Annotated in this window: 16 protein-coding genes and 1 pseudogene; 4 read left to right on the top strand and 13 right to left on the bottom strand. The window is 72.8% G+C overall.

All coding sequences use genetic code 11. The features are described 5' to 3' along the window. Positions 1 to 423 precede the first annotated feature (423 nt). Positions 424 to 1380, top strand: a complete 957-nt coding sequence (locus ACSTA4_RS11985) for a sporulation protein (protein ID WP_444963584.1) — start codon at positions 424 to 426, stop codon at positions 1378 to 1380. 139 nt (positions 1381 to 1519) lie between these two features. On the opposite strand, the gene ACSTA4_RS11980 is transcribed toward ACSTA4_RS11985, so the two are convergent. From ACSTA4_RS11980 to ACSTA4_RS11960, 5 genes are all read right to left on the bottom strand, one after another. Next, the gene (locus ACSTA4_RS11980) at positions 1520 to 1945 is read right to left on the bottom strand and encodes a DUF397 domain-containing protein (protein WP_444963583.1); all 426 of its coding nucleotides are present in this window, start codon (positions 1943 to 1945) and stop codon (positions 1520 to 1522) included. Between the two features lie 104 nt (positions 1946 to 2049). Continuing rightward, positions 2050 to 2901 (bottom strand): twin-arginine translocase subunit TatC, encoded by an 852-nt coding sequence (tatC, locus tag ACSTA4_RS11975; RefSeq protein ID WP_444964152.1) that lies wholly within the window; start codon positions 2899 to 2901, stop codon positions 2050 to 2052. 155 nt (positions 2902 to 3056) lie between these two features. Continuing rightward, on the bottom strand, positions 3057 to 3398 hold the full coding sequence (gene tatA, locus ACSTA4_RS11970; RefSeq protein ID WP_444963582.1) for a Sec-independent protein translocase subunit TatA: 342 nt from the start codon (positions 3396 to 3398) through the stop codon (positions 3057 to 3059). A 66-nt stretch (positions 3399 to 3464) separates the two neighbouring features. Beyond that, entirely contained in the window at positions 3465 to 3650 is a 186-nt protein-coding gene (locus ACSTA4_RS11965; protein ID WP_212640339.1) for a hypothetical protein, read from the bottom strand. Between the two features lie 60 nt (positions 3651 to 3710). Next, positions 3711 to 5762, bottom strand: a complete 2052-nt coding sequence (locus ACSTA4_RS11960) for a helix-turn-helix transcriptional regulator (protein WP_444963581.1) — start codon at positions 5760 to 5762, stop codon at positions 3711 to 3713. Between the two features lie 98 nt (positions 5763 to 5860). Between ACSTA4_RS11960 and ACSTA4_RS11955 the strand changes: the two genes are divergently transcribed. Further along, positions 5861 to 6976, top strand: a complete 1116-nt coding sequence (locus tag ACSTA4_RS11955; protein ID WP_444963580.1) for a DUF3866 family protein — start codon at positions 5861 to 5863, stop codon at positions 6974 to 6976. 700 nt (positions 6977 to 7676) lie between these two features. On the opposite strand, the pseudogene ACSTA4_RS11950 reads toward ACSTA4_RS11955, so the two are convergent. The 6 genes and pseudogenes from ACSTA4_RS11950 to ACSTA4_RS11925 form a co-directional block, all read right to left on the bottom strand. After that, positions 7677 to 8666 (bottom strand): annotated as a pseudogene (locus tag ACSTA4_RS11950) (methionyl-tRNA formyltransferase); the annotation flags it as partial. A 235-nt stretch (positions 8667 to 8901) separates the two neighbouring features. Next, entirely contained in the window at positions 8902 to 10005 is a 1104-nt protein-coding gene (locus ACSTA4_RS11945) for an FKBP-type peptidyl-prolyl cis-trans isomerase (RefSeq protein WP_444963579.1), read from the bottom strand. A 152-nt stretch (positions 10006 to 10157) separates the two neighbouring features. Then, positions 10158 to 11516 carry a Pup--protein ligase gene (gene pafA, locus ACSTA4_RS11940; protein ID WP_047871713.1) on the bottom strand — a complete coding sequence of 453 codons (1359 nt, stop codon included), beginning with the start codon at positions 11514 to 11516 and terminating at the stop codon, positions 10158 to 10160. 114 nt (positions 11517 to 11630) lie between these two features. After that, entirely contained in the window at positions 11631 to 12383 is a 753-nt protein-coding gene (prcA, locus tag ACSTA4_RS11935) for a proteasome subunit alpha (RefSeq protein WP_444963578.1), read from the bottom strand. Between the two features lie 54 nt (positions 12384 to 12437). Beyond that, entirely contained in the window at positions 12438 to 13280 is an 843-nt protein-coding gene (prcB, locus tag ACSTA4_RS11930; RefSeq protein WP_444963577.1) for a proteasome subunit beta, read from the bottom strand. A 166-nt stretch (positions 13281 to 13446) separates the two neighbouring features. Further along, a complete protein-coding gene (locus ACSTA4_RS11925; RefSeq protein WP_013152531.1) occupies positions 13447 to 13650 on the bottom strand; it encodes a ubiquitin-like protein Pup in 204 nt (67 codons plus the stop codon). Positions 13651 to 14444: 794 nt separating this feature from the next. On the opposite strand from ACSTA4_RS11925, the gene ACSTA4_RS11920 reads away from it, so the two are divergent. Both ACSTA4_RS11920 and ACSTA4_RS11915 read left to right on the top strand, forming a co-directional pair. After that, complete coding sequence (locus ACSTA4_RS11920; protein WP_444963576.1) at positions 14445 to 15590, top strand: S1 family peptidase; 1146 nt, start codon at positions 14445 to 14447, stop codon at positions 15588 to 15590. A 759-nt stretch (positions 15591 to 16349) separates the two neighbouring features. Then, positions 16350 to 17504, top strand: a complete 1155-nt coding sequence (locus tag ACSTA4_RS11915; RefSeq protein WP_444963575.1) for a S1 family peptidase — start codon at positions 16350 to 16352, stop codon at positions 17502 to 17504. Between the two features lie 131 nt (positions 17505 to 17635). On the opposite strand, the gene ACSTA4_RS11910 is transcribed toward ACSTA4_RS11915, so the two are convergent. Together ACSTA4_RS11910 and ACSTA4_RS11905 are read right to left on the bottom strand one after the other, a co-directional pair. Then, complete coding sequence (locus ACSTA4_RS11910) at positions 17636 to 19249, bottom strand: amidohydrolase (protein WP_444963574.1); 1614 nt, start codon at positions 19247 to 19249, stop codon at positions 17636 to 17638. Between the two features lie 177 nt (positions 19250 to 19426). Next, the gene (locus tag ACSTA4_RS11905; protein WP_444963573.1) at positions 19427 to 20725 is read right to left on the bottom strand and encodes an MFS transporter; all 1299 of its coding nucleotides are present in this window, start codon (positions 20723 to 20725) and stop codon (positions 19427 to 19429) included. Positions 20726 to 20757: the final 32 nt, after the last annotated feature.

Here is a 20757-nt window from a genome sequence, read left to right as displayed (position 1 = left end):
GCACCCCCTGGCCACTTCCGGCCAAGGGTTACGGCAGCGAAGCGGCGCTGCGGTGGGGTGGCGCTACCACGGGGCAGGGGTGGCGCTACTACGGGGCAGCCGTGTTGCGGCCCGCCCCAAACGACATCGGCCGGACCACAACCACCCTGCCCGAACACTTCCCAACTGCTGCCCGGCCACGACGCGACCCACCGGGGACCTGCGGAGCCCGCCGGTCCCACCGGTGCCATCGCCGGACACCGTTCGCACACTCCCGGCCACACTGAGCACGGGTGAGTTTGCGGACGCCCCCAAAGCCCTCCCCCGGAACTCGGACCCGGTCCCCGCGGAACCGGCGCGCACCGCGTCCGCGTTGGGCGGGCGACACCAGCGCACCGGCCATCCGCGCGCCGGGGCGCACACGACGCCTCCCGGAAGGAAACCATGGTCTTCAAACGCCTGCTCGCCGCCTTCGGTGACGACGGACCCACCGTCGACACCGTCCTGCCGCACCCCCACACCCGTCCCGGGGACCTGCTGGAGGGCAGCGTCGAGCTCACGGGCGGCGGGAGCCGCACCGAGATCGCCGAGATCGTCCTCGTGCTGGTCGCCCGGACCGAGGACGAGGAGGGGGAGGCCACCGGCGGCGCGGAGTGCACCCGCGTCCCCGTGGCGGCGGGCGTGAGCCTGGACGCCGGGGAGCACCTGTCGATCCCCTTCAGCCATCCCGTCCCCTGGCAGGCGCCCGTCACCGAGGCCGGGGGCTCGCCGCTGCCCGGCGTCCTGGCGGGTCTGCGCACCGAGGTGATCGTCGACGGGGACGCGGACAAGGGCGACCTCGACCGCGTCCACGTCCACCCGCTGCCGGTCCAGGACCGCGTGCTGGAGGCGATGCTGCGGCTGGGGGCCGTGTTCGCCGGGGTTCGAGTGGAGGGCTGGCCGGCGCCCGGGCCCCACGAGGAGGCCGGGTTCCTCCAGACACTGGTGTTCCACCCCGCCGAGCACCACGCGCACGAGGTGGGCGAGGTGGAGGTCCTCTTCTCCGCCGACCCGGCGGGCGTCGGGGTGGGCTTCGCCTTCGACCGCCACGCCGAGGGGTTCTCGGAGGGCGGCGCCCCCAGCTGGTTCCGGGCCGAGCACTCCGACGCCGACCACACCGACTGGGCGCGGGCGGTGGACGAGTGGATCGGGCAGGCGCTGTACCGGCGCCGCGGGTTCTCCGGGCACGAGGGGGAGTACGGGGAGCAGGAGGGCGGCGGCATGCTCGGCGCCGTCGGCGGGGTCGCGCTCGGTGTCGCGGGCGGCCTCGCGGCGGGCTACGTGGCGGCCGAGGTCGTGGACGAGATCGGCGACGCCTTCGAGGGCGAGGAGGAGCCCGAGGAGGTGGAAGAGGAGGAGTAGGGGCGGGCCTCCGGGGTGCGCGCCGCCGGGCGGGGAACCGCTTCGGGGCCGGGTCCGGCTCCGGGCCGGATTTCCGCCCCGCTCGGCGCGCGCCGGGCTCCGCCGTGCTGGCGGGGCCCGGCGCGCTGGAGGGCCGGGCCTACTCTGGGGCCCCCGCGCTGCCCTGCTCGGCCTCCTCGCGCTGGCGGCGGTGGTACTCCTCCATCGCCTTGGGGGTGTTCAGCGGCGAGGGGACCCAGGCCACCTCGGTGTCGACCTCGCCGCGCTGGATGCGGCGCTCCTCCTCGGTGAGGTACTCCTCGGGGATGTCGAACTCGCCGTCACGGGCGCCCAAGACGAAGGCCTCCCACTCGGCGGGGGTGAAGAACAGGGTGCCCTTCTCGGGGGACTTGCCGTCGCGCACCGCGCGGAAGCCGTCGTCGAAGGTGGCGACCTCGACCACGGCCTCGGACTCCTCCTTGGACAGGGAGGACCGCATCCAGACCGCGTCGGTGGTGTCGTGCCACTTCTCGTTGCCCATGGCCTCGGGCGGGAGCTCCCGCTCGGTCTCGGTCCGCTCGCTCATCGCACTTCCTCTTCCCAGCAACCGGCGTCGGCCGGGCTCCCCGGGCCGACGGGACGGCGCCGCGGTCCGTCCCACCGCCCGACCCTAGCGTGTGCCGGAGGGGCTCAGGAGCGCCTTCCGCTCTCCTCGCCGACGTCGGGGCCGTCCAGCGGCGAGGGGGTCTCGTCCAACTCGGAGGGCGTCTCGTCGAGTTCGGAGATCTGGTCGTCGTCCAGGTCGGCGTAGGGGTCGTCGCGCTTCTTGCGCCGGTCGTTGAGGAAGGCGAACAGCTCGGCCACCTCGAAGAGGACGACGAGCGGAAGGGCCAGCGCGAGCATCGAGATCGGCTCGGCCGGGGTGATGACGGCCGCGATCACGAACACCGTGAAGATGATGACGCGGCGCCACTTGGCGATGGCCGCGTGCGGCAGGATCCCGATGATGTTGAGCAGCGCCACCAGCAGCGGCAGCACGAAGCCCAGGCCGAACATGCCCATCATGATGAGCATGTAGTTGAGGTACTCGCTGATGGTGAGGAAGGGATCGGCGTCCTCGGGCAGGAACCCGAAGAGCATCGTCAGCGCGTACGAGGTGATGAAGTACGCCAGGGCCGCGCCCACCGCGAACAGGACCGCGGCCAGGGGCGCGAAGATGTAGGCGTAGCGCTTCTCGCGCCCGTGCAGGGCGGGGGCGACGAAGGCCCACAGCTGGTACAGCCAGAACGGCGCGGAGACGAGCGCGCCGACGAACATCCAGATCTTGAAGGCGACGAAGAAGGCGTCGAAGGGCCCGGTGACGATGAGGGAGCAGTCGTCGGGACCGGTCACCTGGGACACGGGCAGGGAGCAGTAGGGCTCCACCAGGAAGGCCCAGACCCAGTCGTAGACCAGGAAGCCGACCACCGCGCCCAGGGCGAGGGCGATCATCGCCTTCGCCAGGCGGTTGCGCAGCTCGCGCAGGTGGTCCATGAGCGGCATCCGGGCCTCGGGGTTGGTGGCCCGGCTTCGTGCCCTCATCGTGCGGTCACTCTCTCGTCGTCTGCTCCGGCCCCGTACCGCTCGGCGTCGGGGCCCTGGACTCCGGGGCGGGGCGGAGCCCGCGCGCGCGGCGTCGCCGCGCGGCCTCCGGGAACCTAGTTGCCGTAGGTGCGGTGCGTGGTCTCACCGGACTCGTCGACGATGCGCTGGCCGGGGGGCAGCTGCGGGTAGCCCTGCTGCTGGGGCTGCTGGTAGCCCTGCTGGGGCTGGCCCGGCGCGTTCTGCTGGGGGGCCTGCTGCTGGTGGGTCTGGGCGCGGGTGTCCGCGTTGTCCTCGGACTCGTTGTTGTCGTCGTCGACCAGGCCCTTGCTCTCGGCCTTGAGGATGCGCGCGCTGCGCCCCAGGGAGCGGGCCAGGTCCGGGAGCTTCTTGGCTCCGAAGAGCAGGATCGCCAGGACGATGAGGATGGCGATGGTAGGTCCGTTGAACGGTCCCATGGTTCTACCTCTCTGTGGGGCGCGACCAAGCGCCTTCGATGGTACGCGCATTCGAACGCGGGGCCATCACGGCCCCGCGTCACCGCGGCCGACGCGCTCACGCAGGTCAGCGCTGCTCGCCCGGTACTCGTCCGACGCACGTGCCACCGCTCGGGACAGCACCCCCGCCGCGCGGCGTGCGCGCAGCGCCAGGGCGCCGATGGCGACGAGTCCGGCCGTGACCACACCGAACAGGACAGCGAGGACGATCACGCTGCAACCTTATCCTTTCCGGACCGACCTGTCCCCTGACCCTGGGTGAACGTCTGGGCCTCACTCGGGCGACGAAGTGGTCTCGACCAATTTCGCGGAGGTTTGGGGCGTCCGGTAGTGCTCCAGCGCACGGCGGGCCTCGGCCCGGGCCTCCTCGGCGAGAGCCGCGGGGGACACCACGCGCCCCTGCTGTCCCAGGCGCAGCGCCAGCCGTACCACCCAGGCCGGGGCGGGGGTGCGCAGGGTGGCGCGGACGCCTCCCCCTGGCAGCTCGGTCACCGACTCGCACACGTAGTCCTCGGTCACCCAGCGGGCCGCGGGCTCCAGGTCCAGGACGACCAGGGCGTCGCGCTCCGAGCGCTGGAGGACGCCCCCGGACAGGTCGCGGCGGCCCACTCCCGCGGGCACCTCGGCGGCGAAGGGCAGCACCGTCAGTTCCAGGACCCGGTCCAGACGGAACAGGCGCACGTCCCGGCGCAGGTGGCAGTAGCCCTCCAGGAAGGGGTAGCCGTCCTGGACCACCAGGCCCATGGGGTCCACGTCGCGCTCGGTGACCTGGTCCAGGTAGCCCGACAGGTAGCGCAGGTGCAGGCGCTGACCCGCCTCCAGGGCGTCGGCGCAGCGGCGCTGGGTCTGGGCGACCTGCTCGTCACCCTCCAGGCGCACCTGGACCGAGTCGGCCAGCGAGCCCAGGGCGGCCCCGGCGGCGGCGCGCAGCTTCTCGCCCACGCGCTTGAGGGCACCGGTCTCCAGTCCCTCGGTCTCGGGCAGCGCCTCCAGCAGGGACAGGCCCACGACCAGGCTGGCCGCCTCGTCGGCGGTCAGGCGCAGCGGCTGGGCGAGGGTGTCGGCGTTGGCGATGATGATCTCGCCGGTCTCCCTGGCCGCGTCGAGGTCGACGTCGATGAGGTCTCCGGGGGTGTAGCCGGGCAGGCCGCACATCCACAGCAGGCTGAGGTCGGCGACCACCTGCTTCTCGCTGAGCCCGAAGTGGCGGGCCACCTCGGGCACGCGCACGTCGCGGCCCAGGGCGTAGGGGACGAGCATCAGCAGGCGGCGCAGCTGGTCGGCGGAGCGGGGACCGCGGGCGGGGGTCTCGGCCTCCTCCGCGGAGCCGGGACCGTCGGCGGCCTCGGCGACGGTGGCGGTCTCGGCGGTGGCCGTCAGGTGCGCGGCCATGGCCTCGCGGGCGCCGACGGGTTCGACGACGACCGCGTTGGAGCCGAAGTAGGCCACGCGCCGCACCAGGTCGGGGGTGTCGGTGTAGGGCAGGGTGAGCGTGTCCCAGCCGACGCCGGAGCTGTCGCGCTCGCCGGGCACCACGCGCAGGGCGCTGCGGCGCAGGGCGTGCGCGGAGTCGGTGCGCACCCGCAGGACGGCGGTGCGCTCGGACTCGGCGCTGTGGCCCGCGACCACCGAGCGCAGGTCCACGCCCTCGGGGACGACGACGTCGGGGCCGCCGCGCAGGACGGTCACCTCGCCGCGGATGCGGCCCAGGCGGAAGACGCGGCGGGCGTCGCGCAGGCGGTCGTGGCCGACCACGTACCAGTGTCCGCGCAGGTTGACGATGCCCCAGGGTTCGACCTCGCGGGTCTCGGCCTCGGTCTGGCCGGGCTTGCGGTAGGCGAAGGAGACGGGGCGCCGGTCGCGCACGGCCTGCCAGACGGGGCCGAAGGAGGGCTCGTCGGTGCGCATGGCGGGCGTGAGGCCGGGGGCGGCCTCGCTGTCGACGGGAACCCCCGCGGAGCGCAGCTTGAACAGGGCGTTGGCGGCGGCCTCGCCGAGGGAGGCGTGCCGCCAGGCGCGGGCGGCCAGGCCCAGGACGAGGGCCTCGTCGGGCAGGAGTTCGATCTCGGGCAGCTCGTAGTCGGAGCGGGAGATGCGGTAGCCCTCCTCGCCGCTGATGGCGTCGCCGGTGCCCACCTGGATGGGGATGCCGCTGTCGCGCAGTTCGCGCTTGTCGCGCTCGAACATGCGCTTGAAGGCGGACTCGGTCTCGGCCTCGGCGTAGCCGTGCACCGTCTTCCTGATCTCCTGAGCGGTCAGGTGGCGGCGCGTGGACAACAGACAGATGACCAGGTTCAGCTGTCGTTCCGTCTTCCTGCGCGACATCGTCCGCACCCTTCTCGCCCGTGGTGGATGGACCGGCGGCGGCTGACGCTGGCGCGTCGCCCGGGCACCGGTTCAGCAACGACGGTACCGTGCCTTGCATGATCCGGTGGCGCCGTGGTGAAGTCCGTCAGATCCTCCCCTCCTGGCCGGGGGTCGTGCTGTGCGCGGTGGCGCTGGAACCCGTGCCCGGAGCGGACCGAAGAGGCCGCGGGGCCGCGGGAGCGGGCGGGGAGGTGACGTGCCGCGCGCTGGCCTACACCGACCTGGTGGGCTCGCCCGAGGCGGGCGACACCGTGCTGCTCAACACCGGCGCCCTGGACCTGGGGCTGGGGACGGGCGGGTACGCGCTGGTGGTGGCCGTGCCCGACCGGCTGCCCCCCGACCCCCGGGGCCCCGGCCACCTGGTCAAGGCCCGCTACACGCCGTTGCAGGCCACCGTGCTGGGCGCCGACGAGCAGGGCTCGCCCCACCACGAGGTGCTGCGCTCGGCCGAGGGCGTGGAGGGCATGCCGGTGGTGGTGGCCGACCTGCACTCGGCGCTGCCCGCGGTGGTGGCGGGGGTGCGGGCGCACCGGCCGGGGACGCGGATCGTCCACGTGATGCTGGACGGGGGCGCGCTGCCCGCGGCGTTCTCGCGGCTGGTCGGCGCGCTGCGCGAGGAGGGGCTGCTGGCGGGGTGCGTGACCACGGGGCAGTCCTTCGGCGGCGACCTGGAGGCGGTGACCGTGCACTCGGGTCTGCTGGCGGCCCGGCACGTGCTGGGCGCGGACGTGGCGGTGGTGTGCCAGGGCCCGGGCAACCTGGGCACCGGGACTCCGTGGGGGTTCTCGGGCGTCTCGTGCGGTGAGGCGGTGAACGCGGCGGCGGTGCTGGGCGGGCGTCCGGTGGCGTCGCTGCGGGTGAGCGAGGCCGACGCGCGCGAGCGGCACCGGGGGGTGTCGCACCACAGCCTGACCGCCTACGGGCGGGTGGCGCTGGCTCGGGCGGAGGTGGTGGTGCCGCTGCTGCCAGGGGTGTTCGGCGAGCGCGTGCGCGTGCAGGCCGGGGCTCTGGGCGAGCGGCACACCCTGGTGGAGGTGGGTGTGGAGGGGCTGGAGGAGGCGGTGCGGACGCTTCCGGTGAAGGTGTCGACGATGGGCCGGGGCCTGGAGGAGGACCGCGCGGCCTTCCTGAGCGCCGCGGCGGCGGGCCGCCACGCGGCCGCGCTGCTGTAGGCGCGGGCGGGTTGTCCACAGGCTCCAAAACGGTCTGGTTCGGGCTGGGGCCGGGCTTCTACCCTGGTTAAAGGGGGTGCTCCCACCCCGACCGCTCCGTGCTGCCCGCCCTTCGGAAGGTCCGCCCCAAGGCCCCGGGCTCCGCGCCCAAGGCTCCGTGCTCCGGGCTCCGCCTCCAAGGCTTCCGCGCCTCCCGCCCCGGGCTCGGCCGGTTCGCCCCGCCCAGAACTCCGTGCCCCCGCCGTGTCCTTCCAAGGTGCTGGGCTCCGCGTTCCAAGGCTTCCACGCACCATCGCGTCCATCCAAAGCGCCGGGCTCCGCGTCCCCCCACAACCACGGGTTCCAGGCTCCGGCCTCGAACGCCCCTTCGTGGGCCGCGGGCTCCGGTCTGCCTCGCTCCTCAGCGCTGGTCGGCCGGACCGGGGTCACCCGCCATGATCCCGGACGCGAGGTCCGTACCGTCCCCCGCCTGCGCCTCCGGGGTCCGGGGTTCCGCCCCGGCCGCCCCGTCCACCCCCAACGCACCCGAAGCACCCGAAGCACCCGATCCATCGGGCGCACCCGACACCTCCGCCCCGGAAGCCCCCTCCTCCAGTGCCCGTGACCGCTCCTCCGAAGCCCGCGACCGCGCGTCTCCCTCCCCCTCCCCAGGGACCCGCGCCTCCGGCGCGGTCCGGGCCGCGGGCACGACCCTGTTCGGCCCGCTCGGCGCCTGGCCGGGCAGGGGCGCCCGCCGGGTGCCCTCCAGCATGTGCTGGGAGGGGGCCTCGAAGAAGGTTCCGGGCCGAAACATCGCCAACGAGGTCGGCCGGGCGCGCACCCCTTCGTCCACCCGCAGCGCCTCGGGCACGAACACGGCCCCGTCCCCGCAGGTGATCCCCCACTCCCGTCCCCGGCCGGTCGCGACCACCTGCCCGGGCGCCCCGCCGGTGACCCCGTCCACCAGGCGGCCCGAGCACAGCGTGATCCGGGCGCTGCCGAACATCGCGAACGCCCCCGGGTAGGGCTCGGCCAGCGCGCGCACCATCCGGTCCACGTCGCTTCCGGAGGCGGTGAGGTCGAGGTGGCCGTCGCTGGGGCGCCGACGCGGCCACACCGACGCGTGGCCGCTCTGCGGCCGCCGGGGCGCGCTGCCCTCCAGCAGCCCCTCCACGTGGCGCACGAGCAGTTCCGTTTGGAGGAGCCCCACGCGTTCGTACAGACCGGCGGCGGTGGCGTCCGGGGCCACGTCGAACCAGGCCTGGTCGACGATGTCGCCGCTGTGCTCCTCCCCCTCGATGTGGAAGAGGGTCACGGCGCTGGAGCGCATGTCGCGCAGGATGGTCCACGGGATGGGCGCCCGACCCCGGCCGACGGGCAGCGGCGCCGGGTGCAGTCCGACCCCGCCCAACGCCAGGGAGGACAGGACATCCTCCGGAACGTCTCCCGACCAGCCCGCGACGACCATCAGGTCGATGCCGTGGTCGGTGAGGGCCTGGCGCGCCTCGGGCGAGCCGAGGGCGGCTCGCAGGTGCGGCAGACCGAGCCGGCCGGCGAGGGTCCCGTAGTCGTGGTAGCCGGAGCAGTGGGCCAGCTCGGCCGGGTGGGACACCACCAGGCTGGGCGGGAAGCCTTGGGCGCACAGCTCCTCCAGCGCCGGGACCCCGAGGCCCAGCCCGGAGACGTAGCAGTAGCGCCGACGGTCTGACATGAGCTTCCCCCTCGCCCGTCCACCGATGGATTCGACTCTACGCACCGGCCGGGGAAGGGCAGTGGAACGCGGTACCCGGGCGTGTCCGCCCGGGCGGGAGCGCTCCGGACACGCGGACGCCCCCGCGGGTGTCCTCCCCGCGGGGGCGTCCGGTGTCGGCTGTCCGGGTGTGCGCGCTCGGCTCGGCCGGGGACCGCTCCCCGGTCCCGGGCGTGCACGGGACGCGCCGGGTGGGCTACTCCCCGCCCTCCTCGGGCGCGGGGGACTCCTCCGGTGCGGCCTCCTCGCCGCCGGCGCCCTCGCCCTCGGCGGGCTCGGGGGGCGGCGGGTTGTCGTAGGCGCCCAGGATGTCGATGACGAAGACCAGCGTCCCTGCGGGGGCTCCCCCGGACTCCTCCTCGGTCTGGCCGTAGGCCATGTCGCCGGGCACGACCAGCATCAGGCGGCTGCCGACCGGCTGGCCGACGATGCCCTCGTCCCAGCCCTCGATGACCGCGCCAGCGCCGATCGTGGTGTCGAAGGGGTCGCCGCCGCGGCTCCAGGTGGAGTCGAACACCGGGTGCTCGCCGTTCTCGTCGGCCTCCCAGCGCACACCGCTGTACTGGACGATGACCTGCTGGCCCTCCTCGACCTCGGCGCCGTCGCCCTCGATGAGCGGCACGACCTCCAGGTCCTCGGGGGGGTCGGTGTCGGGGACCTCGATGGTGGGCTCGCTGTGGCCCTCCTGGGTCACCGTGGGCAGGCCGTCGCCGCCGTCGGTGACCTGCTCGCCCTGCACGACCGAACCCTTGTTGAAGCGGTCCATCAGGTCGATGACCAGGACGCTCGCGCCCTCCTGGACGGGCTGCCCCGACATCTCGGCCTGCTGGCGCTCCTGCTCGGTGAGGGGCGGGAAGACGTACACGGCGCGGCTGCCGACCGGCTGGCTGACCAGGACGTCGCTGATCTCAGCGGGCATCTGCTCCATGCGGATCAGGTCCGGGGCGCCGGTCTCGTAGCTGGACTGCCCCTCGACGGGCTCGCCCTCGCCGGGGCCGGTCCACTGGAACTGGACGACGTTGGCGATCAGGAGGTCGTCGGCGCGCACCAGCTCGTTCTCGCCCGGGCCCTCGTCGACGACGCCCGAGATCTGCTCGGTCGGGGGCTCCTCGTCGGGGAAGGCGACCTCCGGTTCCTCACCGACCTCGCCGGTGACTTCGGGAAGCCGCGGGTCGAGCTGGTCCTCCCCCATACGCATGAAGGCGGGAGTACGCCACTCTTCGGGGATGTTTCCGCAGCTTGAGACCGCCAGGGCGATCGCGGTCAGCGGCACCGCGAGGGCGGCAGCACGTCGGTGCATGGGTCACAACCTCTGATTTCCGGCTTGGGACAGAGTCACACTACCGAAAAGAAGGGCCGTAACCATCCCCTGGAACACCACGAACGCCGGAGCCCCGCCGCGGACGGCCTTCGACCGCCGGACGGGGCTCCGGGAGCAGGGGACCGGAAGTCCTACATGCCGGCGATGAGCTTCTCCACCCGCTCGTCCACCGACTTGAAGGGGTCCTTGCACAGCACCGTGCGCTGGGCCTGGTCGTTGAGCTTGAGGTGGACCCAGTCCACCGTGAAGTCGCGGCGCTGCTCCTGGGCACGCCGGATGAACTCGCCGCGCAGCCGGGCCCGCGTGGTCTGCGGCGGCACCGACTTGGCCTCGAAGATCTTGAGGTCGCCGACCACCCGCTCCATCTGGCCGCGGCTCTGGAGCAGGTAGAACAGCCCCCGGTCGCGGTGGATGTCGTGGTAGGTCAGGTCGAGCTGGGCCACCCGCGGCGAGGACAGGGACAGATCGTGCTTGTCGCGGTAGCGCTCCAGCAGCAGGTACTTGGCCACCCAGTCGATCTCGCGGGAGACGGTCTCCAGGTTCTGGGTCTCGACCGCCTCCAGGGTGCGCTGCCACAGTTCCAGGACGCGCTTTCCGGTGGCGTCGGTGCCGTGCCGGTCGACGTAGCTCTGCACCTTGTCCAGGTACTCGCGCTGGATCTCCAGCGCGCTGGCCTCGCGCCCGTTGGCCAGGCGCACCTTGCGGCGGCCGGTCATGTCGTGGCTGACCTCGCGGATGGCCCGGATCGGGTTCTCCAGCGTGTAGTCGCGCATGACCACCCCGGCCTCGATCATGCGCAGCACCAGGTCGGTGGAGCCCAGCTTGAGCAGGGTGGTGGTCTCGCTCATGTTGGAGTCGCCGACGATGACGTGCAGGCGCCGGAAGCGCTCGGCGTCCGCGTGCGGCTCGTCGCGGGTGTTGATGATGGGGCGCGAGCGGGTGGTGGCCGAGGAGACGCCCTCCCAGATGTGCTCGGCGCGCTGGCTGACGCAGAACAGGGCGCCCCGGGGGGTCTGGAGCACCTTTCCGGCGCCGCAGACGATCTGGCGGGTGACCAGGAAGGGGATGAGCACGTCGGCCAGGCGTCCGAACTCCCCGTGCCGTCCCACGAGGTAGTTCTCGTGGCAGCCGTAGGAGTTGCCCGCCGAGTCGGTGTTGTTCTTGAACAGGTAGATGTCCCCGGCGATGCCCTCCTCGTGCAGGCGCTGCTCGGCGTCGACCTGCAGCCCCTCCAGGATGCGCTCACCGGCCTTGTCGTGGGCCACCAGGTCCACGAGGCTGTCGCACTCGGGGGTGGCGTACTCGGGGTGGCTGCCCACGTCCAGGTACAGGCGGGCGCCGTTGCGCAGGAACACGTTGCTGCTGCGCCCCCAGGAGACCACCCTGCGGAAGAGGTAGCGGGCGACCTCGTCCGGGGACAGCCGTCGCTGTCCACGGAAGGTGCACGTGACCCCGTACTCGTTCTCCAGCCCGAAGATCCGTCGTTCCACGCGGCCTCACCAACTTCCCGTCACCGGGGTGCGGACGACGGGGCCGCGCCGTCCACACCCGCCCGGCCGGTGCGGCGCCTCGGGAGCGCCGCACCGTGAATCATCGTTTCCAGGTCACTCGTCGGTCCCGCCCGTGGTGGTGCTCCCGGTGCTCGCGGTGCCGCCTCCGGCCGCCCTGCCCTCCTCGATGAGGTCGGTCAGGCGCTGGCCGTGGATGCGGCGGAACTTGCGGTGCTCCCTGGAGCGCTCCAGGACCGCGACCTCCAGGTTGGTGGCCTCCAGTTCGCGCTCCTCGCCGTTCTCCCTGGCCAGGGCGTGGGTGGCCGCGTTGAGGGCGGCGCTGAGGGGGGCGTCGGCGGCGAAGCGGTCCTTGAGCACCCCGGACACGTGCTCGGAGGAGCCGCCCACGGCCACGAAGCCCTGCTCGTCGACGATGGAGCCGTCGAAGGTGATGCGGTAGATCTCGTCGTCGGCGGAGGTGTCGCCGACCTCGGCGACGACGATCTCCACCTCCCACGGCTTGAGGCTCTCGCTGAACACGGTGCCCAGGGTCTGGGCGTAGATGTTGGCGAGCTGGCGCCCGCTGACGTCGCGGCGGTCGTACTGGTACCCGCGCACGTCGGCGAAGCGCACGCCCATCAGGCGCAGGTTCTCGAACTCGGGGTAGCGGCCGACGGCGGCGAAGCCGATCCGGTCGTAGAGCTCGCTGATCTTGTGCAGGGTGCGGGACATGTTGTCCGCCACCAGGAGGATCCCGCCCTCGTACTGCAGGACGACGGCGCTGCGGCCGCGCGCGATGCCCTTGCGCGCGTAGTCCGCCTTGTCCTTCATCTGCTGTTCGGGGGCGACGTAGAACGGCATCGACACCGCGGATCGTTTCCTTACCTAGTCGGGAGATGTCTGGTGTGGGACGGGGCCGGTTCAGCCCAGCGTGGCCGTGGGGCCGTCGGGGTCGGCCGCGCGTCCCTGGACCACCTCGGTCGCCAGGCGGGCCACGTCCTCGGTGGGCAGACGGCGGTGGCCGTCCTCGGTGACGACGTCGACGAGGGGGAAGATCTTGCGGTGCAGGTCGGGGCCGCCGGTGGCGGAGTCGTCGTCGGCGGCGTCGTAGAGGGCCTCCAGGGCGACCTTGGCGGCGCCGGTCTGGTCGAGGTCCTCGCGGTAGAGCTTCTTGATCGCGCCCCTGGCGAAGACCGATCCGGAGCCGATGGAGTGGTAGCGCTGCTCCTCGTAGCGGCCGCCGGTGGCGTCGTAGCTGAACACGCGGCCCTGCCCGGTGTTCTCGTCGTAGCCGACCAGCAGCGGGACGACGACGAAGCCCTGCATGGCCAGGCCGAGGTTGCCGCGCACCATCTGGGCGAGCTTGTTGGCCTTACCCTCCAGTGAGAGCGAGCGGCCCTCCATCTTCTCGTAGTGCTCCAGCTCGACCTGGTAGAGGCGGGCCAGCTCGATGCCGAACCCGGCCGAACCCGCGATGGCCACGGCGGAGTACTCGTCGGTGCGGAAGACCTTCTCCATGTCGCGGTTGGCGATGACGTTGCCCTGCGTGGCCCTGCGGTCGCCCGCCAGGAGCACGCCGCCGGGGAAGGTCAGCGCGACGATGGTCGTGGCGTCGGGGGTGAGGTGCTCGGTCCCGCCGCCCGGGGGCAGCTTGTGTCCGGGCAGCATCTCGGGGCGGACCGAACTGAGAAACTCGGTGAAGGACGAGGTTCCCGCACTCATGAAAGCGGCGGGCAACCGTCCGCCCTCGAACCCTTCGAACACGCGACTCCCTCCACGCGCGCCCCACCCCGGCATGGGGGCGGGTGGGGCGCCTGTTGTCCTTGTTGTCTGCGGTGGCTGTGCGCCGACCGTTGGAACTGACCCTAGTCCTGTGCGCGGCGGGGCTGGCGGCGCTGGAGTGCGCTGTCAGCGAACCGCCGCGGGGCGGCTACTGGCCGCCCTTCTGCACGAACTGTCGGACGAAGTCCTCGGCGTTGCTCTCCAGCACGTCGTCGATCTCGTCGAGGATGTCGTCGACGTCCTCGTCCAGTTGGTCCTTGCGCTCCTGAACGTCCGCCGAGGCCTCGGTCTCCTCGACCTCCTCGTCGCGGCGCGAGGCGTGCTTCTGGCCGCCCGTGTCCTTCGTCGCCATAGCCTGTTACCTCCCGTTCGGGCTCCCCGTTCGGGGCTCTTGCCCTTATCTTGGCCCAACACCGGGCGCCTCAACCCCCTTCCCGGGGCCCGATACTCGCTAGTTACCTCGGGTCGTCCCACGTGCGCGCGCACGTGCTCGTACGCGTGTGCGCCGCGCCCCGGGCGTGTCACAGCCGCCTCGGCGCGGGATCGACAGGGCCGCCGGGTCCGTGTTCCCTCCGGTCCGGAGGGAGCGGGGCGGCCCGCACGGAGGCGCGGAGGGGCCTGCTCCCGCCCTCCACGCGCCCCGCGGGAACCCGCACCGCGCCCTCCGGGGTGGAGCGCCACAGGTACCGCTGTTCGGTCCGCGCACGGGAGTTACCCGCGGGTCACCGCCCTGACCTTCGGGGTTACTCCTACGTGTCCGAATGGTCACGGATGGCATCCGTTTCCGATGGCCGCATCCGGCCACGGGGTACCCCTTGCCAACACCGCGCTTCCGTGTTGCGGAAGCGATACCGGTGGAGAAGCGCAAGGTCAGACACATCATCACCATGCGTCACATATTGCGATTAATTCGGTCATCCGATGACCCGATCATCCCTGGAAAGGTGGACCCCCGCATCCGCTCTTCCGCTATCCAGGTTGTGCACTTATGGTGTGTGTTCGCTTACCGAGTGTCTTGGCGACAGGGCCCTCGGCAGGCACACCGTGGGGTCGGGCCCCCTGCACGGCCCCACCGGAGTCCGACGCCCTCGCCGGCGGGCGTCGGGCCCCGAACCCCCGTCAGTTCCCCGAGGAGAGTAGGGATCTATGCGACCCTCCCCCGCTATCTCCGCTATCGGCACCGGCGCACTCGCGTTCGGTCTGGCGTTCTCCGTGACGCCGGGCGCCAGTGCGGCGACCGTACCGGCCGAGCCAGCGAGCGAGGCCCAGACGATGATGGAAGCGCTGCAGAGAGACCTCGGCCTCACCCCGCTCGGGGCCGAGGAGCTGCTCTCGGCGCAGGAAGAGGCGATCGAGACCGACGCCGAGGCCACCGAGGCCGCGGGCGAGGCCTACGGCGGCTCCCTGTTCGACACCGAGACCCTCCAGCTCACCGTGCTGGTGACCGACTCCTCGGCCGTCGAGGCCGTCGAGGCCACCGGCGCCGAGGCCACCGTGGTCTCACACGGCACCGAGGGCCTGACCGAGATCGTCGAGGACCTCAACGAGACCGGCGGCCGGGAAGGGGTCGTCGGCTGGTACCCGGACGTGGAGAAGGACACCGTCGTGGTCCAGGTCTCCGAGGGCGCCAGCGCAGACGGCCTCATCGAGGCCGCGGGCGTGGACCCCTCCGCCGTCCAGGTGGAGGAGACCGACGAGACGCCGCGCCTGTTCGCCGACATCGTCGGTGGCGAGGCGTACTACATGGGCGGCGGACGCTGCTCGGTCGGGTTCGCCGTGACCGACGGCTCCGGCGCGGGCGGCTTCGTGACGGCGGGCCACTGCGGCACCGTCGGCACCGGAGCCGAGAGCTCCGACGGCAGCGGCTCGGGAACGTTCCAGGAGTCCGTCTTCCCGGGCAGCGACGGCGCCTTCGTCGCGGCCACCTCCAACTGGAACGTGACCAACCTGGTCAGCCGGTACGACTCCGGCAGCCCCCAGGCCGTGTCGGGTTCCAGCCAGGCCCCGGCCGGCTCGGCGGTGTGCCGCTCCGGCTCCACCACCGGCTGGCACTGCGGAACCATCGAGGTCCGCGGCCAGACGGTGCGCTACCCGCAGGGCACGGTCCAGGACCTGACCCGGACGGACGTGTGCGCCGAGCCCGGTGACTCCGGCGGCTCGTTCATCTCCGGCTCGCAGGCCCAGGGCGTCACCTCCGGCGGCTCCGGCAACTGCTCCGTCGGCGGCACGACCTACTACCAGGAGGTCACTCCCCTGCTGAGCAGCTGGGGGCTGTCCCTGGTGACCGGTTAGCGCTCCGGCAGCGCCCACGGCGCCCCCGTCCACGGCAGTGGGCGGGGGCGCCTTTTCTCGTGGGGCGCCTCGCGCGGGCACGCCCGTTCTCCGTTTCTCCGTTTCTCCGCGCGCGTCCACGGCCGCCCTTTTCCCGTGTCCGCGCGGGCTCCCGGGCCGTGCGCCGGAGCGCCCCGCCCCCGCTTCCGCGAGCACGCGCCAGGGCGCTCACGCTGTCGCGGCGGCGCCGCGCGGGCGCCGCTCCGAGGGCGCACGCGTAAGCCTCAGGCGTCCCGCAAGCCCCTCGCGTGTCCGGGTCCGGCCACGGGCGCGTCCGTTCCGCCCCGGGCCGGCACCCGCCCGAGAGGCCTCCGACGGCCGCCCCTGACCTTTGGAGTTACACCCCTGTAGCCACGGTGTTACGGATGGCACCCGGTACCGGCGTCCGCATCCGGCCATCAAGCACCCCTTGACACGACCGCACCGCTTCGCTCCGTCACCGGGCGAACGCGAGGATCGCAAGGTCGCACGCAGAGCGACTACGCGTAGCCATCGCGAAACGAAGGGTCATGGGACAATCCCTCGTCCTTCTGAATGAATACACACCACACGGGTCTTTGCAGCGTCAAAGTGTGCACTTATGTTGGTGATCGTTTACCGGACGTCTCGGTGAATTTCGGGAATCGGATCAACTTCGTTGCCCGAAAGGGGCTTTCCGCTCCTACAGGAACGCAGAGCCCCGAATCCCCCGTCTATCCCCCTTGGAGAGTAGGGACCCCCATGAGACCCTCCAGCATCATCTCCGCCGTGGGCACAGGAGCCCTGGCCTTCGGTATGGCACTGGCCATGGCCCCCGGAGCCCTCGCGGCCCCGGCCCCCGTCCCCCAGACCCCCGTCGCCGACGACAGCGCCGCCAGCATGACGGAGGCCCTCAAGCGCGACCTCGACCTCACCTCGGCCGAGGCCGAGGAGCTGCTCTCGGCGCAGGAAGCCGCCATCGAGACCGACGCCGAGGCCACCGAGGCCGCGGGCGAGGCCTACGGCGGCTCCCTGTTCGACACCGAGACCCTCGAACTCACCGTGCTGGTGACCGACTCCTCGGCCGTCGAGGCCGTCGAGGCCACCGGCGCCGAGGCCACCGTGGTCTCACACGGCACCGAGGGCCTGACCGAGGTCGTCGAGGACCTCAACGGCGCCGAGGCCCCCGCGAGCGTCCTCGGCTGGTACCCGGACGTGGAGAGCGACACCGTCGTGGTCGAGGTGCTGGAGGGCTCCGACGCCGACGTCGCCGCCCTGCTCGCCGACGCCGGTGTGGACGCCTCCTCGGTCCGGGTGGAGGAGGCCGAGGAGGCCCCGCAGGTCTACGCCGACATCATCGGCGGCCTGGCCTACTACATGGGCGGCCGCTGCTCCGTCGGCTTCGCCGCGACCAACAGCGCCGGCCAGCCCGGTTTCGTCACCGCCGGCCACTGCGGCACCGTCGGCACCAGCGTGACCATCGGCAACGGCCGCGGCACCTTCCAGAACTCGGTCTTCCCCGGCAACGACGCCGCCTTCGTCCGCGGTACCTCCAACTTCACCCTGACCAACCTGGTCTCGCGCTACAACTCCGGCGGCTACCAGTCGGTGTCCGGCGCCAGCCAGGCCCCGGCCGGCTCGGCCGTGTGCCGCTCCGGCTCCACCACCGGCTGGCACTGCGGCACCATCCAGGCCCGCAACCAGACCGTGCGCTACCCGCAGGGCACCGTCTACTCGCTCACCCGCACCAACGTGTGCGCCGAGCCCGGTGACTCCGGCGGCTCGTTCATCTCCGGCTCGCAGGCCCAGGGCGTCACCTCCGGCGGCTCCGGCAACTGCTCCGTCGGCGGCACGACCTACTACCAGGAGGTCACGCCGATGATCAACTCCTGGGGCGTCCGCATCCGCACCAGCTGACACACTCTCCAGCACGTCCCCCGTCCGCGCGCAGGCGCGGGCGGGGGACGCCCGTGTGCGGGCCTCGGGCAGTGCGACCGCGAGGCCCGCTCGGGCGGCGGGCGCGAGCCGGGCACGGTCCCGGCCGGGACTCAGGGGGCGCGGTGGACGACGCGGCCGTCGAGCACTGTCATCCACGCGTCGACCTCGCGCAGCCGCTCGGCGGGCAGGGACTCCACGTCGCGGTCCAGCACCACCAGGTCGGCCAGGTGCCCGGGGCGCAGCGCGCCCAGGCGGTCCTCCACGCCCAGCGCGTGCGCGGCGTCCAAGGTGTGGGCGCGCAGGGCCTCGTGCAGGGTGACGGCCTGCTCGACGCCGATCTCCTCGCCCTCGCGGGTGGTGCGGCACACCGCGTTGGCCACGGTGTCCATCGGACGCAGGCTGGAGACGAAGGAGTCGCTGGAGAGCACCGGGCGCAGCCCCAGGTCCAGTTCCTCGCGCATGGGCTGGAGCCGGTGGGCCCGCTCCCCCAGGCGGCGCAGGAAGTCGCCGCCGCTGTCGTACAGGAAGTTGGGCTGGTTGACGGGGATGACGCCGTAGTCGGTGAAGCGCTTGGCCTGTTCCGGGGTGGGGTAGCCGCAGTGCTCCACACGCGGGCGCGGGTCGGGTCCCGACACCCGCGCGGCCGAGGCGATGGCGGCCAGGGTGTTGTCCATGGCCGCGTCGCCCTGGGTGTGGATGGCGACCTGCCAGCCCTCCGCGGCGGCCCGCGTGACCAGGTCCACGAGCTGGTCGGGGTGGTGGTAGAGGCTGCCCGCGAACTCGCCGTGCTCGCCGTAGGGGACGCTGAACTTGGCGGTGCCGCCCAGCAGGGTGCCGTCGGAGTAGAACTTCATGCCGGTCAGCCGCAGCCAGTCGTCGCCGAAGGGGCTGGCCAGCCCGGCGGAGGTGAGCGCGTCCAGCTGGTGGGACAGCGGCATGCCGAACGTGCGCAGCGGCAGGGTCCCGGCCGCGCGGGCGGCCCGGTACACGCGCAGCTCGCGTGCCGAGACCTGCGGGTCGCACACGGTGGTGACCCCGGCCGACAGGTAGGGGTCGGCCGCCGCGGCCAGCCAGCCCAGGAGCTGTTCGGCGGGCAGGTCGGTGTGGAAGTTGGGGCCGTGGCAGCCGATGTCCACGGCCAGGGGCAGCAGCAGCTCCATGGCCGAGTCCAGGACCATGCCCGTCAGTCGCCCGCCCTCGTCGCGCACGAAGGAGCCGCCCGCCGGATCGGGGACGTCCTCGCCGATGCCGCTCCAGGCCAGGGCGGCGGAGTTGACCACGGCCTGGTGGCCCGAGACGTGGTAGACGATGACCGGGTGCTCCCCGGTGGCCCCGTCCAGGTCGCGGCGGGTGGGCCGCCCTCCCGGGAACTTGGCGTCGTCCATGTGGAAGGCGCGGATCCACTGGCCGGGCGGGGTGCGCTCGGCCTCGGCCCCGATGACGGCGACCAGGTCGGCGGCGCTGCCCACCCGGGGGTACCCGGCGTCGACGGCGGCCAGCGACTCGGCGGTGGAGAGCAGGTGGTTGTGCGGGTCGATGAACCCGGGCAGGACGGTCCGTCCGCCCGCGTCCACCTCCACCGCGCCCGGGCCCGCGGCGGCGCGGGCGGCCTCGGTGTCCGCGGCCAGGCGGACCCGGCCCTCGCGCACGGCCACGGCGCGGGCCCGGGGGTTGGCGTCGTCCATGGTCAGGACGTTGGCGTTGTGGATGAGCAGACCGGACACGGGTGGGGTTCCTCCTCGGTGGGCTGGCGCCGGGCCGGTCGGCCCGGCGGCGGTGCGGGGGGACGCGCGGTGGTCGGGCCACCGCTCGCGGGTGCGGTGGTACGGGCCGCGGCGGTCACGGGCCGCGGGGCCCGGGGCGCTCCCCGGTTCCCCGCGGCGCTCGTGGTACGGGGGTCCTCAAGCGGCGGCGAGCTCGTCGTCGCGGTGGCGCGGCGCCCTGGCAAGGCACAGGATGCTCACCACCGACATGGCCATGAGCAGGGCCGCCACCGGGAGGATGCTGCCGGTCGCGGCGAGCAGGGCGGTGCACACGATCGGCGAGAGGCCGCCGAAGACCGCCCCCGCGACCTGGTAGGCGATGGAGATGCTGGTGTAACGGGTGCGCGGCGGGAACATCTGGGCGAGCACGCGGGCGATGGGCCCGTAGACCGCGGCCATGGCCAGGCGCATCACGCACAGCACCGCGAAGATCAGCACGGTGCTGCCGGTCTCCAGCACCAGGAACTGGGGAAGCGCCAGCACGATGACGCCGACCAGCCCGATGGTGACCACGCGGACGGTGCCGAAGCGGTCGCCCAGCCAGGACACGCCCAGGGTCGCGACGAGTTCGACGAACGCGGCCAGGCTCAGGCCGCTGAGGATGACCTGCTCGCTGATCCCGACCTCGGTGACGCCGTAGGCCTGGAGGAAGGTGGTGACGACGTAGTAGCCGCCGACGGCCACCGGCAGGACGCCGATGCCCAGCAGCAGGGGGCGCCAGGAGCCGCGCACGGCCTCGCGCAGCGGCAGCTCCCGCGGCTGGCCGGTGTCCTCGCGCATGGCCTCGAAGACCGGCGACTCCTCCACCTTCAGGCGGATGAACAGGCCCACCAGGACCAGCAGGACCGAGGCGAGGAAGGGCAGGCGCCAGCCCCAGGTGTGGAGCAGGTCGGCGTCCCAGGCGGCGATGAGCCCGAACGAGCCCGTAGCCAGCAGCGCACCGGCCGGATTGCCGAGCTGGGCGAAGGAGCCGTAGAAGGTCTTGCGGTTCTCGGGGGCGTGTTCGACCGCCATCAGGACGGCGCCGCCCCACTCCCCGCCCACGGCGATGCCCTGCACGAAGCGCAGCAGGACCAGCAGCGCCGGGGCGATGAACCCCGCCTGCTCGTAGGTGGGCAGCAGGCCGACGCAGAACGTGGCCGCGCCCATCATCAGCAGGGTGATGACCAGCGCGGACTTGCGGCCCAGGCGGTCACCGAAGTGGCCGAAGACCAGGCCGCCCAGCGGGCGGGCGAAGAAGCCCACCGAGAAGGTGGCGAAGGAGGCCATCAGGCCGATCACCGGGTCGGTGCCGGGCGGGAAGAACAGGGTGCCGAACACCAGGCTGGCGGCCGTGGCGTAGACGTAGAAGTCGAACCACTCGATGGTGGTGCCGACGAAGGCCGCCACGGCCGCACGCGCGGGGTGCGAGGACGTGGGGGCGGTCCGCTCTGACATGTGTACTCCGTTGCGCGTTCGGTGCGGCCCCG

This window comes from Nocardiopsis sp. M1B1, assembly GCF_052466615.1.
Note: the sequence above shows the minus strand (reverse complement) of the source record. Positions and strands in the feature narration are given on the sequence as shown.

What these genes read in the sequence shown, in the direction of transcription:
- ACSTA4_RS11985 (WP_444963584.1), top strand. Translation starts at nt 424, where the DNA reads ATGGTCTTCAAACGCCTGCTCGCCGCCTTCGGTGACGACGGACCCACC.
- ACSTA4_RS11980 (WP_444963583.1), bottom strand. Translation starts at nt 1,945, where the DNA reads ATGAGCGAGCGGACCGAGACCGAGCGGGAGCTCCCGCCCGAGGCCATG.
- tatC (WP_444964152.1), bottom strand. Translation starts at nt 2,901, where the DNA reads ATGCCGCTCATGGACCACCTGCGCGAGCTGCGCAACCGCCTGGCGAAG.
- tatA (WP_444963582.1), bottom strand. Translation starts at nt 3,398, where the DNA reads ATGGGACCGTTCAACGGACCTACCATCGCCATCCTCATCGTCCTGGCG.
- ACSTA4_RS11960 (WP_444963581.1), bottom strand. Translation starts at nt 5,762, where the DNA reads ATGTCGCGCAGGAAGACGGAACGACAGCTGAACCTGGTCATCTGTCTG.
- ACSTA4_RS11955 (WP_444963580.1), top strand. Translation starts at nt 5,861, where the DNA reads ATGATCCGGTGGCGCCGTGGTGAAGTCCGTCAGATCCTCCCCTCCTGG.
- ACSTA4_RS11945 (WP_444963579.1), bottom strand. Translation starts at nt 10,005, where the DNA reads ATGCACCGACGTGCTGCCGCCCTCGCGGTGCCGCTGACCGCGATCGCC.
- ACSTA4_RS11925 (WP_013152531.1), bottom strand. Translation starts at nt 13,650, where the DNA reads ATGGCGACGAAGGACACGGGCGGCCAGAAGCACGCCTCGCGCCGCGAC.
- ACSTA4_RS11920 (WP_444963576.1), top strand. Translation starts at nt 14,445, where the DNA reads ATGCGACCCTCCCCCGCTATCTCCGCTATCGGCACCGGCGCACTCGCG.
- ACSTA4_RS11915 (WP_444963575.1), top strand. Translation starts at nt 16,350, where the DNA reads ATGAGACCCTCCAGCATCATCTCCGCCGTGGGCACAGGAGCCCTGGCC.
- ACSTA4_RS11905 (WP_444963573.1), bottom strand. Translation starts at nt 20,725, where the DNA reads ATGTCAGAGCGGACCGCCCCCACGTCCTCGCACCCCGCGCGTGCGGCC.